Raw genomic sequence first — 14,425 nt, forward strand, 5'->3', positions numbered from 1 at the left:
ACCTCGAGTCCGGTTTACTCCGACTCGGAGTCGGACTCGGTGGCCTCTTCGGCGCCTTCGCCTTCGCCGGCCGCTTCCGTCTCTTCCTCGGCAGCGCCTTCCATCTGCTCGGCCGTCGGCGCCGCCGTGATGTTCACGATCAGCGTCTCGGGCACGGAGTGGAGGGTGACACCGCTGGGGAGCGAGATGTCGCCGGCGTGGATCTGGGAGCCGATCTCGGCGCCCTCGATCGAAACCTCGAACTCGGTCGGAATGTGGGTGGCTTCCGCCTCGACCGACAAGGTGTTGTGCTCGACCTGGACCAGGCTGCCCGGAACCGGCTCGCCAGTCGTCACGATCTGCACCTCAACGACGACCTTCTCGCCACGCTTGACGATCAGCAGGTCGACATGCTCCAGGAAGCCTTTCAGCGGGTCACGCTGCACCTGCTTGGGCAACGCCAGCTCGCTCGTGTCGCCCAAGTCGACGTCGAGCAGGACGTTGGACGTCTTCAGGGCCAGCATCAGCTCGTGGCCGGGCAGCGTGATGTGAACGGGAGGGGTGCCGTGGCCGTACAGCACCGCAGGCACCAGGCCCGACCGTCTGATCCGACGTGCCGCGCCCTTGCCGAACTCGGTACGGGACTCGGCCTTGATCTTGACCTCGGACACGGGAACTAACTCCTAAGTAGCAACAAGAAAAGATGGGCGGCGGTTTGCGGCCACGGCGACGACAGGCGGGCGGCAAAGCCGCCGCGTCGATCACGGACACGGGCAGGGGTGTCCCTCGCCGAGGCAACTGCGCAAGAATACCCGCCCGGTTACGCGCCGGTGAACGCCGGGGTCGGCGTTCACACCGGCTAACGGACGGAGGCCGCCGGCTGGGGAACTTCCGTGGTTTCTGCCCGCTTCGTCCTGCGTGCACTCATCAGAGCGGTGCCCGCGGCGGTGGCCGCCAGCGCGGCGCATGCGGTGAGCAGGATCGCCGACGGAACGTGGAGCAGCGACAGGCCCGAACCGAGCAGGACGACCGCGAGGATCCAGCGCAGCGCACCACTCGGAGCGCGGACCGAGACCAGCGCACCGATGACGACACCGGGGATCGCGCCGATCAGCAGGACGGCTGCCAGGCCGAGGTTGGCGTCGCCGAAGATCAGATGACCAGCGGTGGCGGCTGCGACCAGCGGAATCGCCTGCACCAGATCGGTGGCGACCAGGTGGTTGGCACGCAACCGCGGATGGGTCAGCATCAGCAGGACGATGATCAGCGAGCCCGAGCCCACCGACGTGAGCCCGACGAGCAGCCCACCCGCCAGGCCGATCAGCGCGATCGCGAGCGGGCGCGCGCGTACCGGCTCGTCATTGTCACCGGCACCGGCACTGGCACCGGCACCGGCCTGAGCCGCTCCGGGGTTCCGGCGCCGGTCGAGCAGCATGCGGATCAGGACACCGCAGACCATCAGCAACAACGCGGCACCGATCAGCAGCTTCGCGCGGTCCTGCAACTCCTGGCCGTCGCCGAGCAACTGGAGCAGGAACGCGCCGGCGAACGCGGCCGGGATCGCGGTCGGCAGCAGCCAGCGCACGATATCCCAGCGCACGGTGCCGGCCCGATGGTGTACGGCCGCGCCGAACGGCTTCATGAACAGCGACGTCGCGAGGTCGCTGCCGATCGCCGCCGTCGGATTGATGCCGAAGATCAGCACCATGATCGGCGTCATCAGCGCGCCGCCGCCCATCCCCGTCATGCCGACGACCAGGCCGACGAGGGCACCGGCCAGCACCAACGGCCACGAGATGTCCAAGTCGACTCTCCCTAGCTGTCCTACTGTCCCGGTCGGTTAAACACCATACGTAGGAAAGGTAAGGATGTCGAAGGGTCGATGCCGCACTTGGACACCGCCGGCTGGCCGCCCACCCACGATGACCACGATTGCTCGGTCATTGCGACCTACCCGTGGCAGATCTGCCTGGCAAAACCTCAATGACCGGCCAACCGTGGTCGTTGCCGGTCGAGCTAGCTGGCGCCGCCGAAGAGAGAGGTCACCGAGCCGTCCTCGAAGACCTCGCGGATCGCCCGCGCGATCAACGGTGCGATCGACAGCACCGTGAGGTTGTCGAACCGCTTGTCTTCCGGAATCGGCAGCGTGTTGGTGAGGACGACCTCACGGATGCCGGAGTTCTTCAGCCGGTCGACCGCCGGGTCGGACAGCACGCCGTGCGTCGCCGTCACGATCACCTCGGCCGCGCCAGCCGCGAGCAGCGCCTCCGCGGCCTTCACGACCGTGCCGCCGGTGTCGATCATGTCGTCGACCACGAGTGCCGTACGACCCTCGACGTCGCCGACGACCTTGTTGACCGCGACCTCGTTGGGCTGGTTGATGTCGCGCGTCTTGTGGATGAACGCCAGCGGCGTGCCGCCCAGCCGGTCGGTCCAGCGCTCGGCCACGCGTACCCGGCCCGAGTCAGGCGCGACCACCGTCACCCGCGAAGGGTCGACGCGCGACTCGATGTGCTCCGCGAGCACCGGTAAGGCAAACAGGTGGTCGACCGGTCCGTCGAAGAACCCCTGGGTCTGCGCCGTGTGCAGGTCGACCGCCATCAGCCGGTCGGCGCCGGCCGTACGGAACAGGTCGGCCATCAGCCGCGCCGAGATCGGCTCGCGCCCACGGTGCTTCTTGTCCTGCCGTGCGTAGCCGAAGAACGGCGTCACCACCGTGATCCGCTTGGCCGAGGCCCGCTTCAACGCGTCGATCATGATGAGCTGTTCCATGATCCACTGGTTGATCGGCGCGGGATGGCTCTGGATCACGAACGCGTCGCAGCCGCGTACGGACTCCTCGTACCGGACGTAGATCTCCCCGTTGGCGAAGTTGTAGGCAGTGGTCGGAACGAGTTCGACCTCGAGCAACCGGGCCACCTCGTCGGCGAGCTCAGGGTGCGCACGGCCCGAGAAAACCATCAGGGTCTTCTGCGTTGTGATCTTCTGTCCGCTCACGTGCTGGACTCCTAACCCCGCGAATGGTGCTGACGACCCTTCTACGCTAGCCGTTCACCTGCTCTTCAATTCCAAGGGGACGACCCCCCTGAGACCCCCGATGGACGTGCTGCACGTAACCGGCCTATTCCGGCCGATCCCCGGCTTCCCGCTCGGCGAGGGCGCGCTGAGCGGCTTCGTGCGTCTTGGTGCCGTTCCGCTTACGCTCCACCCAGCCGGCGATGTTGCGCTGCTGCCCGCGCGCGACGCCGAGCTCTCCGGGCTCGATGTCCTTCACCACGGTCGACCCGGCGGCGACGTACACGCCGTCGGCGATCGAACGCGGCGCGACCAGCACGGAGTCGCTGCCGACGAACACGTGCGACCCGACGTCGGTGTGGTTCTTCTCCACCCCGTCGTAGTTGGCGAAGATCGTGCCGGCGCCGATGTTGGTGCCCTCGCCGATCGTCGCGTCGCCGACGTACGACAGGTGCGGCACCTTCGTACCAGCGCCGATCTCGGCGTTCTTGGTCTCCACGAACGTGCCGATCTTGCCGCCCTCGGCGAGCTTGGTGCCGGGCCGGAGGTAGGCGTACGGGCCGACGTTGGTCCGCGGGCCGACCTCGGCGCCGTCGCCGTGGCATCGGATGATCCGAGCGTCCGCGCCAACCCGGCAACCGGTCAGCGAGGTGTCCGGGCCGATCTCGGCGCCCGCTTCGACCGTGGTGCCGCCACGCAGGATCGTGTTGGGGTGCAGCGTGACATCCGGCGCGAGCGTCACAGTGTCGTCGATCCAGGTGGTGGCCGGGTCGGTGACGGTGACGCCTGCGAGCATCCAGGACTGCAGGATCCGGTCGTTCAGGCGGCGGCCGGCGTCGGCGAGCTGGGAGCGGTCGTTGACGCCGAGGATCTCGGTGTGATCGCCGGTGGCCACGGCGAGCACGGTCTTGCCGTCCTCGCGGAGGATGCCGAGCACGTCGGTGAGGTACTCCTCGCCCTGGCTGTTGTCCGCCTTGACGCGCAGCAGCGCGTCGCCGAGCGCGTTCGCGTCGAACGCGAAGATGCCGGAGTTGATCTCGGCGACCTCGCGCTGCTCGTTGGTCGCGTCCTTGTGCTCGACGATGCCGGTGACCTGGCCGTTCTCGCCGCGCAGGATCCTGCCGTACCCCGTGGGATCAGGCACGATGGCCGTCAGCACGGTCGCGGCTGCTTGGCCCTGGACGTGAGTCTCGACCAGCGTCCGGAGCGTCTCGGTCATGAGCAACGGCGTATCGCCGGTGGCGACGACGACCGTCCCGTCGAGCGCCGGTAGGGCCTCCAGCGCGGTGCGCGTGGCGTGTCCGGTGCCGAGCTGCTCCTCCTGCACGACGGCCCGCGCCCCGGGATCGATCTCGGCGAGGTGAGCGGTGACCTGCTCCCGCCCGTTCCCGACGACCACCGCGAGATGCTCCGGCTGCAGGGCACGCACAGCACGCACCACATGACCGACGAGGCTGCGCCCGCCGATCTCGTGCAACATCTTCGGCTTGCGGGACTTCATGCGCTTGCCTTCACCTGCGGCGAGCACGATGACAGCGGCGGGAACGAAGCTGGGCACCGGTGTAACTCTCCTCGACGAAAGTCGACGGCCAGCGGACTGCTTCAGCGTAATGCCGCTGTTATCCGCCCCCACAGGCGGCGCCCGTCACCTGACGGTCAGAGCTGCCGACGTCCGAGACCTGCAGTACTGCACGTCATGGATCTTCACGATCGGGTTGTACTCCACGCTGTAGCCGACCGCCCGCTCATCGGAGAACCCCAGGCCGTCGACGCCGTCGTCACGTACGAACGTCGCGTTGCCGCTTGTGCTGGTGTCGGTCTCACCGATCCGCACGCCGGTCGCCGGGCCGGTGCCGTCTGCCTTCCTGAGGCGTACGAAGAACGCCAGCTCAGCCCCGCCGACCGGCCTGCCCTCGCGATCGGTGAGTCTCGCGGTGAGCGTGAGCGGCCGCACCGGGTCGGCGAGCGTGACGTCCGCCGCGCTGATCCTCGTCTCGGTGCAGGCACCAGAGCCAGGCTCGACGCCACAGCCGCTCAACCCGACCGCGAGCACCAGCATCAGGCCGACCCCGGGGCCGCCGAGCCCTTTCAAGGTTCCGGTCATGCGCGAGCACTTTATGCGCGTACCGGACGATTCCGCCCCGCCTCGCCTCAGAAGAACGCGACCAGGCAGCGATCGCGCCCGGGTCGAGCCGTTCAGAAGCCTCCTGCTTGCGGCCCGTCGCGCAGGTAGACGGCTTGTCGACGATTGTCACGTCGACGTCGACGACAGCGCGGAGTCGGCGGCTTCCTCGCGTTCGAAGACGAGCAGCCAGCTGGTCTCGTACTGGGGACCGTCGTCGAGCGACGGCAGTGCCGCCTCGATTCTGGCGAAGCCTGCCTCGACGACCTCCTGGCTGAGGTGCTCGAAGACGGAGACGGCACGCAGCCGCAGCCGCTCGTAGTCGTCGGCGAGGCTGGCGGAGCGGGGCCAGGTGACTTCGGCGTGGCCGGCGAACGTCCAGCCGGCGCTGGTGAAGTCGGCCGTCACGTCGGCCTCGGAACGAAACTGTGCCCGGCCGGCTTCTCTCCACTCGGGTACGACGCGGAACCACCAGACGTCAGGCATCCGGTCGGAGAAGTTCACCACCACGAAGAGCCTGCCGCCCGGCTTGACGACCCGGCGGAGCTCCCGCGCGGCGGCCTCGTGGTCGGCTACGTGGTGCCAGACGAAGAAGAGCAGGGCGGCGTCACACGACGCGTCCGGCAGCGGGATGTGCTCTGCGGAACCGGCCGCGTAGGCGACAGCGGGATGCCCGGCCTCGGCGATGGCCTGTGCCCGCATCTTGTCCGACGGCTCGACACCGTGGACGGGGCCGCCGAAAGCGTTCGCCAGTGCGGGAGTCAGGCGGCCGGTGCCCGAGCCCAGGTCGAGCCAGGCCAGTGGCCGGGCCGCCGGGAGATGCCGGGCGAGCGCCTCCATCCAGGTCCGCAGCGCGTCGGGCGACAGCTGCCGCCCGGCCGCGTAGACGGCGTGCAGGCGGGTGTCGTAGTCGATCTTCTCCATGGTCCCCTCCAAAGGTCCGGCCCGACGAGATCAGCGTAGGACTCGCGACCGGCTTTCCCGGTTAGCCTGACGGCATGGTGACGAGGGACAAGGACGGGCGGAGCTGGCGGATCGGCGGGAGCGCGGAGGTGGCCTGGATCGCCGGCGCCACGCCGGCGGGACAGACGATCAGCGCGGCCATCCCGCCGGTCTTCGAGGCCTACGCCACGATCGACCTTCCGTACGGCGGCGAAGGCCAGGCCGGCCACGACCGCGCCATCGTCGAGCTGCTGAGCTCGCATACGACGCCCGCGCAACCGTGGTGGCTCGGCTACCTCGACACCGGCGCCGACGACATCGTCTTCCCGGACGCGCCCAAGGTGATGCTGTACGCGGGCTGGCCGTACGTCCTGGTCGAAGCCGGTCCCGCGCAGGCCTCCACTTGGCGCCGGACCGGGGACGCGTCGTTCTGGCAGGGTGCCCTGCCCAACCTGCTGTTCCCCGCCGACCGCACATGGCTCGTCTCGACGTTGTGGGACGACGACTGGACCTGCGTCGGCGGCCCGGCCGGCCTGGTCGACGCGTTCGTACGGCATCCGGAGCTGCGGGCCAGGCCGGTCGGCCTCGCCGACGAAGCGGCCCCGCCAGGGCGCCGAGCGCTCTAGGTCGTGTTTCAGAAATAGGGCCGGTCAAGCGCGCGGCGCATGGCGCCGCGCTGCCGGTTCCGCGGGATGTCAATGAGCACCGTGTCCGGCATACTCGCGAGGCGCCGCGGGGCCGGCAGCGTGGATGCCAGGCGTCGCGCGTCAGGCGATATTTATGAAACACGGCCTAGCCTGGTGCCCCACCACGACGACCGCAGAGGAGCTGCCATGGCTACGTTCGGCCGGTCCGACGACCTGCAGGGCGCGAGGTTCGTCAACGTCAACCTGCGCGACGCCCGCTTCGCCCAGTCCTACCTGTCCGGCATCGTCATGCGCGGCGTCGACGTGAGCGGCGCCGACATCGACGCGCCATGGCTGCCCGACGGCACCTTGTACGTCAACGGCGTCGACGTCGTCCCGTACGTCGAAGCCGAGCTCGACCGCCGCTTCCCCGGCCGCGCCCAGCGTCGCGCCGCCGATCCGGACGGCCTGCGCGCCGCCTGGGCCGTCCTCCAGACCACCTGGGCGGCAACGTTGGAACGCGCCGCCGCGATGCCGCCGGGCACGGTCGACATCTCGGTGGACGGCGAGTGGTCGTTCGCCCAGACCCTGCGCCATCTGATCCTCGCCACGGACATGTGGTTCCGCCGCGGCGTCCTGGAGCTCGAGCAGCCCTTCCATCCGCTCGGCCTGACCGACGGCAGTATGGAAGAGAGGGGCTGGGACACGTCCGTCTTCGCGACGACCCAGCCCACGTACGCCGAAGTCCTCGACGCCCGGGCCGGTCACGTCGCGATGATCCGCGACTTCCTCGCCTCCGTCACCGCGGACGAGTTGGCCGAGCCCCGCAAGAACCCGCACGACCCCGAGCATCAGGAGACGACCCGCTCCTGCATCCACGTCATCCTCGAAGAGGAGTGGGAACACCTCCGCTTCGCGATCCGCGACCTCGACGCGATCGAGGCGAAGAACAACGCCTGAGCGCGGCTCACGCCAGGCGGCTCGCACGGCGTCACCGGGCGACCAACCGTTGACGGCGCGATCGCCAGGGTTTACGGTCATGACCACAATTGGCGGCGGGGCCCGGAACTGGACCGCCGACGTTCACGAACCGCGTGAGGTGGGGCATGAGCAGGCGGACGCAGCTGTGGCGCAGGATGCTGATCGCGGGCGCGGCCCTGGTCGCCGGGCTCGCCGGCATGGGCGCGACGTACCCGGCGGCGATCACCCCGACGACGCCGCAGTGGTGGAACCGGGGGACGATCCCGCTGTACTCCACGACCGCTGCCGGCGGCGAGACCGCGCGGATGCCGGACGGCACCGTGCGTACGTATCTCGCGTTCAGCGGCAAGCCCGGCTACCTCGCCGAGATCGACACGCTGACCTCGAAGGTCATACGGATGCTGCCGCTCTACGTTCCCGGATCGTCGGGCGAGGTGCCCGCCGACCAGGGTGCGCAGGGCGCGTGGGGCGTCTCGATCGACAAACGCGGCACGGTGTACGTCAGCACGTACGGCTTCGGGCACGTGTACCGCCTGCCGTGGCGGGCCAACACTGTCGAGGACCTCGGCCGCCCCTCGCCGCGTACGAGCTTCACCTGGGAGGGCGACACCGACGAGAGCGGCGTCTTCTACTTCGGTACGACCGAGGGCTTCGGCCCGGCGCCACTGCCTGGCGGCCGGTTGTTCTCGTGGGATCCGGCCACGCGGAAGTACCGCGACTACGGCGACTGGGGCTCGTCCTTCCTCTACGTCCGTTCGGTCGAGGCGGTCGGCTCGAAGATCTATGCGGGCCTGGGGCAGAACACCGCGCTCTGGCAGGTGGACGCGAAGACCGGCAAGCGGGTGGAGATCCCGCCTCCGCCGGGGATGCCGACGGACAAGTACACGTACCAGATGGAGGACGAGGCCGGCTATCTGTACGTGCTGTTCGCCGGCGGCACCACCGCGCAGGTCGGCTGGGTGCTGGATCTCAGGACGCTGAAGTGGAAGTACGAGATCCCTGGCTACATGGGCCAGACGATCACCCAGGCCGACCGCCAGGGGCGGGTGTACCTCAGCGTCGACGGAGAGTTGACGCTGTTCGACCCGCGGACCGGGACGTCGACGAAGACGGGCTTCAAGGGCGGGCCCGAGCAGGCGGACAAGGGCGGCCTCGGCGCGGGCAAGGGCCTGGCGCGGGCCGTCGACAAGCGGACCGGTCGCGAGCTGATCTACGGCTCGACCGGCGGTGGCGAGCTGTGGCGCTACGACCCGGCGACCAAGCAGGGCACGTTCAAGTACGCCGACGGTCTGGTCGGCACGCCGACTGCTCCACGTTCGCTGGCGAAAGGCCCGGACGGGCGGATCTATGCCGGCGGCTACTTCCAGGGCGGCCTCGTGGCGTACGACCCCGCGACGACCAAGTGGACGGAGTACGTCTTCAAGCATCAGATCGAGGGGATGAGCGCGCACAACGGCAAGATGTACTTCGGGGTCTACCCGAACGCGCAGCTGTGGGAGTTCGACCCCGCGCTGCCGTTCGGCGACGCCAACCCGAAGAAGCTGTTCGAGCTCAAGGACGAGGGCCAGGAGCGCCCCTGGACCGTGGTGAGCGCGGGTCCGTACGTCGCGATCGGAACGACGCCGAAGAACAGCCAGGCCAACGGGGCGGTCACGTTGTACAACCCCGAGACCGGTGAACGCCGGACCTGGAACTCCGGTCTGGTCGACGGCGCCAACGGCATCTCGACGCTGACGTACCGCGACGGCGTTATCTACGGCGGCTCGCTCGGCTGCTGCAACCCGATCGACAACTCCAAGCATCCGGGCCAGGTCTTCGCCCTCGACGCGGCGTCGGGCAAGGTCTTGTGGAGGTCGACGCCGCTGCCTTCGGAGGACGGCGTGAACGGCCTGACGTTCGACGGGCAGGGCCGGCTGTTCGGGATGACGTACGGCACGGTGTTCGAGATCTCGCCGGCCGATGGTGCGCTGATCCGCTCGGTGAAGGAGTTCGACTACAACTGGTCGACGGTGACGAACTTCCAGCCGCGTGCGGTCACCATGGAGTACGACCCCGCCGACGGCGCGATCTACGCCACCAACGGCATGACAAGGCGGATCGACCCCGACACTCTCGCCGACGTGGGGCCGAACTACCGGACCAGTTTCGCGGCGGTATCGCCTGGAGCGAGCAAGTTCTACGTACAGAACGGTGTGCTGCTGGAGGTGAAGTGGTACTGAGCCGCCGGTCGCCGGCACATCGACGTCAGTCCGACTTGTTGCGGGCGCGTCCGTAGCGCTCGTAGATCAAGCGCGAGTCGAACGTCCGGGTCTCGACCAGCTCCAGACGGACGTCCGAGGTGACCGGCGGCAGGAACGGCGTGCCGCCACCGACGACGACCGGGTGGCGGATCATGCGCAGCTCGTCGACCAGGCCGAGCTCGACCGCCACCGCGGCCAGGCCGGCACCGCCGATCGCGACGTCCTTCGCGGTCGCGTCGAGCGCCGCTGCCACCTCCTCGGCCACCGAAGCCTTGGCGAGCCGGGCGTTGCCCTGAACGCTGTCGAGCGTCCGGCTGAACACGACCTTCGGGACCGTGCACCAGGCGTCGGCGAACTCGGCCCCGAGTTCGTTGTCGCGCAGGGACGGGTCGGTCTCCCACACCAGCATGGTCTCGTAGAGCCTGCGGCCCAGCAGATAGCCGCCGAGCTCGCGGGTCGCCTCGATGTGGAAACGGAACTGCTCGTCGTCAGGGACCGTCCACCCGAACTCACCGTTCCGATCGGCGATGAAGCCGTCCACCGAGACGCCCATCGTGTAGGTCAGCATGGCCTCAACCTCCTCGCAGCCGGCTCGTCCAACCGGCCTCCTACCCCCACTACGAACGCCCCGACGCGGATCCGACAAGCCGCGACGGTAATTCTTCGACGGGCCGACCCCAGGGGCGATGAATGTCTCCCACGCCGGCTGTTTCGAAAACCGCGAACACCCACAAAACCCGGTACAGTACGGCGCCTGGTGAGTGATGTAGGTGGTCTACCTGTCAAGCGCCTGGACCAGGGAGGGGATGGTCAAGCTGGCCGCAAAGCAGCCAGTCGGCCGGCACACGGGAACCGGCCCGCGGATCTGCCTGCTGGGACCATTCGAGGTCTTCCAGAACGAAACTCTGGTCGACATACCGGCAGGCAGGCAGCGAGGTCTGCTGGCCACCCTCGCCTTGTCCGCCGGCAGCACCGTCCCGATCGGCGTGCTGGCAGAGCGGATCTGGGACAACAAGCTCCCACTTCACCCCCGCAGTGGCATCCACAACAACGTTCTCCGGCTGCGTCAGTTGCTCGGCGCCGACCTCATCCGTACCGGCGCCGGTGGATACCTCCTCGACGTCGATCCGGATAAGGTGGACGCCCTGCGGTTCCACAGTCTGGTCCGCGCGGCCGGCCAAGCCAACACCGCCGAGGCCCGCGACCTGCTGACCGAGGCCCTCGCCCTGTGGCGCGGCAACCCCCTGAGCGACGTCGGCTCGGACGTGCTCGAACGCGAGCACGCACCGGTCCTGACCGAGCGCTACCTGGCCGCGGTCGAACAGCGCATCGACCTCGACCTCAGCCAGCAGCCGGAGTCGGCCGGAGAGCTGATCCCCGAACTGCACGCCCTCACCAGCCGGTTCCCGCTGCGCGAGCCCTTGTGGGAAAGGCTGCTGACCACTTTGTGCCAGGCCGGGCGGAAGGCCGAAGCCCTCGAGACGTACGAGACCGTACGCAAGCTGCTCGCCGAAGCGCTCGGATCCGACCCGTCGGCCGAGCTCAAGCAGCTTCACCACCAGATCCTGACGGCTCCCGACGCCACGACCCGGAGCCAGCCACCCCCTCGCGCTGCGAGGCCCCACGTACCGCCCACGCCGAGACAGCTGCCACCACCGCCCGGCAGGTTCGTCGGCCGTTCGCCGGAGCTCACCGCTCTGGGAGAAATCCTGTCCACCTGGGAGTCGGCGCCCCGGTCGCTGGCGGTCGCGGTGGTCCACGGCATCGGCGGCATCGGCAAGACGGCACTGGCAGTGCACTGGGCGCACCAGGTGCAGGAGCACTTCGCCGACGGCCAGCTCTATCTCGATCTGCACGGCTACGGCCCTGGTCCCGCCGCGGAACCCGCGACCGCCCTGGCTTACCTGCTTCGTGCGCTCGGCGTGCCGGAGACCCAGATTCCGATGGCGGAAGCAGAACGCACGGCCCTGCTTCGCACCACGGTTGCCGGGCGCCGGATGCTGCTCGTGCTCGACAACGCCCGTGATGCCGAGCAGGTACGTCCGCTGCTGCCAGGGTCCGGCTGCGTCGTGGTGATCACCAGCCGCAGCCGGCTGCGCGGCCTCAGCATCCGCGAGGGTGCCCGAAGCCTGCTGCTGAACGAGTTGCCGGAGCGGGCGGCCACCCAGCTGCTGTCCGACATCCTTGGCGCCGAACGGGTCGAGTCCGAGCCGGAGGCCGTCGCCGAACTGGTCGAGCTCAGCGGTCGACTGCCCTTGACGCTGCGAATCGCCGCCGAGGTCGCCGAGAGCTATCCGGGTCTGGCGTTGTCGAAGCTGGTCGACGACCTGCGCTCCTCGCGTGGGCCGCTGGACGCGCTCGCCGACGACGAAGCAGGCAGTGACCTGCGCGCGGTCTTCTCCTGGTCGTACGACTCACTCGCGCCCGGCGTGGCCCAGGCGTTCAGGTGTCTCGGCCTCCATCCCAGCCGGGACATCAGCCTGCTGTCGGCCGCAGCGCTGCTCAACCGCGACGCGGCCACGACCCGCGGGTTGCTGGGCAGGCTGGACGCCGTACACCTGCTCGACGAGTTCCAGCCCGGGCGTTACCGGCTGCATGACCTCTTGCGTGAGTACGCGATCGAGCAGAGCCGCGCGGCCGACCCCGCCGATCAACGCGAACGGGCGTTCAGGCGCGTGCTCGACTGGTACCTCCACGCCGCCAACCACGCGCGAAACGCGCTCGGGGCCGGGCGATCCATCCAGCTCACCGAGGCCATCGCCGCACCGGTGGTGCCTCCGCCCGACTTCGCCGGCCGGGCCGAGGCGTTCGAGTGGTTCGAGGCCGAACGCTCCGCCCTTGTGGCGATCACCCGGGCGGCAGCCGACAGCGGCTACGACGCCCATAGCTGGCAGCTCGCCCGGACGATGCGTGACTTCCTGGCGCGTCGTCAACACCTCAACGACTTTCTCGTGGTCGGCCACCTGGGCTTCACCTGTGCCCAGCGCACTGGAGACCCGCTGGCGGGCTACCACGCGGCCCACGTCCTTGCCAGCGGCTACTTCAGCCTGGAGCAGTACGACAAGGCGATCGAGTACATGCAACTCGCGGTCGCCGGCGCCCAGACGCTCGACGACGGTGCGACGATCTCGAACGCCCTGAACGTACTGGCGCTTTCCTGCGGCTACGCCAAGCAGTTCGAACGAGCCGTCGGCTACCACGAGCAGGCCGTGGCGGCAGCCAGGCAGCCCGTGGACCTGCGAGCGCTCGGCCACGCCGAGCTGAACTTCGGGTGCACGCTGATCGGCATGGGCGACCACGCGGAGAGCATCCAGCACACAGAAGCGGCACTCGCCATCTACCGGCAACTCGACAACGCCGAGTTCCAGCAGGCGATCGCGCTGACCAACCTCGCCGAAGCGAACCTACGGAGCGGGAAGCACGAAACGGCAATCGATTACTGCGACCAGGGGCTGGCCGTGCACCGCGACCTCGGGGACGACTCAGGCATCGTCAACGCCCTCGTCACCCGCGGCCAGATACTCGCCGCCGCAGGCGACTCCTCCGGTGCACGTACCTCCTGGCGGGAGGCACTCGACCTGCTCGACGAGGGCAACCCACGGTTTCCGGAGGTCACCGAGCTGCTCGCCGGTCTCGATCGCCCTTGAGCGGAACCGCGTTCGTCACGGGCGGGACGTACGTCCGGCGGGAGCGGTGTTCGCAGCCGGGCACCGCTCCCGCCCGGCCTCTACTGAGCCGATCCGGTGAAGATCGCAGGCTCCTTGTCCAGCGCCCCCAACTCCAGCTGCAACGTGACATCGGCCAGCTCGGCTTTCGGAATGGCGAAAGCCCAAGGCGCCGACATGGACTTGCCGGGCAGGACTTTGCCGGCGAATCCAGCACCTGCCTTGTCGTCGAAGACACCCTCCGCGGTCTCGCCCGCATCTCCGTAGGTCACCGACGGAACGGAAAGGGTCGCGTCGAAGGGCGCCTTCGAACCGTTGGTGATGCGAAGCGTGAACGTCGTCATGTCGCCGCCGGGCTTACCGCCGCTGGCGAGATCGCTGATCTTGCCGTGGGCGATTCCCGTGACCTCTACCTTCAGACCGTCCTTGTAGGTAACGGCGTCCTTGAACGATGCGACCGACTTCTTCTCCGACTCCTGGTTCGCGGAGTTCGCCTCCGCATCGCTGTCACTGTCCTGCTTCTTCTCCGCCTGGTTCGTCTCAGGCGCGCTCACGGCACCGGTATCGGTGCAGCCACTCAGCGCCATCGCCGCCATCGCCACGGCGACAGCGGGCACAACGTACCAACGAACACCCATCGTGGGACCCTCCCGAAGTGGCCGAACCATTGTGGTTCGGCGAGGAGGAGATCCTTCTCCGCGCCGCTCCGATTTCGCTCTCACTCCGCTCTCACTTGGCCAGTTCGAGGCACTCGATGGCGCTCCTCGACGTTCTGCAGGCGACCTGCCGTTCGCGGCGTTGCCGCGGTTGCCTCGGTGGGCGAGGAACGCCGCCGGTCGACCGTACGAGGTGTGG

12 protein-coding genes are annotated in these 14,425 nt (G+C 68.7%); 4 read left to right on the forward strand and 8 right to left on the reverse strand.

Annotation, left to right across the window (positions count from 1 at the left end):
• Positions 1-14: 14 nt before the first annotated feature.
• From ACYVF6_RS36615 to ACYVF6_RS36640, 6 genes are all read right to left on the reverse strand, one after another.
• Positions 15-650, reverse strand: coding sequence for a 50S ribosomal protein L25/general stress protein Ctc (locus tag ACYVF6_RS36615; RefSeq protein ID WP_460528328.1), 636 nt, complete (start codon positions 648-650; stop codon positions 15-17).
• A 188-nt stretch (positions 651-838) separates the two neighbouring features.
• A complete protein-coding gene (locus ACYVF6_RS36620) occupies positions 839-1,783 on the reverse strand; it encodes a sulfite exporter TauE/SafE family protein (RefSeq protein ID WP_460528330.1) in 945 nt (314 codons plus the stop codon).
• A gap of 212 nt (positions 1,784-1,995) precedes the next feature.
• Positions 1,996-2,976: a ribose-phosphate pyrophosphokinase gene (locus ACYVF6_RS36625; RefSeq protein ID WP_460528332.1), complete on the reverse strand. Its 981-nt coding sequence runs from the start codon at positions 2,974-2,976 to the stop codon at positions 1,996-1,998.
• Between the two features lie 124 nt (positions 2,977-3,100).
• Positions 3,101-4,552 (reverse strand): bifunctional UDP-N-acetylglucosamine diphosphorylase/glucosamine-1-phosphate N-acetyltransferase GlmU, encoded by a 1,452-nt coding sequence (glmU, locus tag ACYVF6_RS36630; RefSeq protein ID WP_460528334.1) that lies wholly within the window; start codon positions 4,550-4,552, stop codon positions 3,101-3,103.
• An 87-nt stretch (positions 4,553-4,639) separates the two neighbouring features.
• Entirely contained in the window at positions 4,640-5,098 is a 459-nt protein-coding gene (locus ACYVF6_RS36635) for a hypothetical protein (RefSeq protein ID WP_460528336.1), read from the reverse strand.
• 147 nt (positions 5,099-5,245) lie between these two features.
• The gene (locus ACYVF6_RS36640) at positions 5,246-6,040 is read right to left on the reverse strand and encodes a class I SAM-dependent methyltransferase (RefSeq protein WP_460528338.1); all 795 of its coding nucleotides are present in this window, start codon (positions 6,038-6,040) and stop codon (positions 5,246-5,248) included.
• 74 nt (positions 6,041-6,114) lie between these two features.
• Here ACYVF6_RS36640 and ACYVF6_RS36645 point away from each other — a divergent pair, with 74 nt between their 5' ends.
• The 3 genes from ACYVF6_RS36645 to ACYVF6_RS36655 all read left to right on the forward strand — a co-directional run bounded on the left by ACYVF6_RS36645 (position 6,115) and on the right by ACYVF6_RS36655 (position 9,884).
• Positions 6,115-6,684 carry a hypothetical protein gene (locus tag ACYVF6_RS36645; protein WP_460528340.1) on the forward strand — a complete coding sequence of 190 codons (570 nt, stop codon included), beginning with the start codon at positions 6,115-6,117 and terminating at the stop codon, positions 6,682-6,684.
• A gap of 207 nt (positions 6,685-6,891) precedes the next feature.
• A complete protein-coding gene (locus tag ACYVF6_RS36650) occupies positions 6,892-7,644 on the forward strand; it encodes a DinB family protein (protein ID WP_460528342.1) in 753 nt (250 codons plus the stop codon).
• A 146-nt stretch (positions 7,645-7,790) separates the two neighbouring features.
• Entirely contained in the window at positions 7,791-9,884 is a 2,094-nt protein-coding gene (locus ACYVF6_RS36655) for a ligand-binding sensor domain-containing protein (protein ID WP_460528344.1), read from the forward strand.
• A 25-nt stretch (positions 9,885-9,909) separates the two neighbouring features.
• On the opposite strand, the gene ACYVF6_RS36660 is transcribed toward ACYVF6_RS36655, so the two are convergent.
• Positions 9,910-10,473 (reverse strand): dihydrofolate reductase family protein, encoded by a 564-nt coding sequence (locus tag ACYVF6_RS36660; protein ID WP_460528346.1) that lies wholly within the window; start codon positions 10,471-10,473, stop codon positions 9,910-9,912.
• Positions 10,474-10,711: 238 nt separating this feature from the next.
• On the opposite strand from ACYVF6_RS36660, the gene ACYVF6_RS36665 reads away from it, so the two are divergent.
• Positions 10,712-13,552, forward strand: a complete 2,841-nt coding sequence (locus ACYVF6_RS36665) for an AfsR/SARP family transcriptional regulator (protein WP_460528348.1) — start codon at positions 10,712-10,714, stop codon at positions 13,550-13,552.
• 80 nt (positions 13,553-13,632) lie between these two features.
• Here the strand turns inward: ACYVF6_RS36665 and ACYVF6_RS36670 are convergent, their stop codons facing one another.
• Entirely contained in the window at positions 13,633-14,172 is a 540-nt protein-coding gene (locus tag ACYVF6_RS36670) for a hypothetical protein (RefSeq protein ID WP_460528350.1), read from the reverse strand.
• Between the last annotated feature and the right edge of the window lie 253 nt (positions 14,173-14,425).

Source organism: Flindersiella endophytica, assembly GCF_054779015.1.

Excerpts from the sequence above, each read along its gene's own strand:
- ACYVF6_RS36635 (WP_460528336.1), bottom strand. The coding sequence starts at position 5,098 with ATGACCGGAACCTTGAAAGGGCTCGGCGGCCCCGGGGTCGGCCTGATG.
- ACYVF6_RS36640 (WP_460528338.1), bottom strand. The coding sequence starts at position 6,040 with ATGGAGAAGATCGACTACGACACCCGCCTGCACGCCGTCTACGCGGCC.
- ACYVF6_RS36645 (WP_460528340.1), top strand. The coding sequence starts at position 6,115 with ATGGTGACGAGGGACAAGGACGGGCGGAGCTGGCGGATCGGCGGGAGC.
- ACYVF6_RS36650 (WP_460528342.1), top strand. The coding sequence starts at position 6,892 with ATGGCTACGTTCGGCCGGTCCGACGACCTGCAGGGCGCGAGGTTCGTC.
- ACYVF6_RS36655 (WP_460528344.1), top strand. The coding sequence starts at position 7,791 with ATGAGCAGGCGGACGCAGCTGTGGCGCAGGATGCTGATCGCGGGCGCG.
- ACYVF6_RS36660 (WP_460528346.1), bottom strand. The coding sequence starts at position 10,473 with ATGCTGACCTACACGATGGGCGTCTCGGTGGACGGCTTCATCGCCGAT.
- ACYVF6_RS36665 (WP_460528348.1), top strand. The coding sequence starts at position 10,712 with ATGGTCAAGCTGGCCGCAAAGCAGCCAGTCGGCCGGCACACGGGAACC.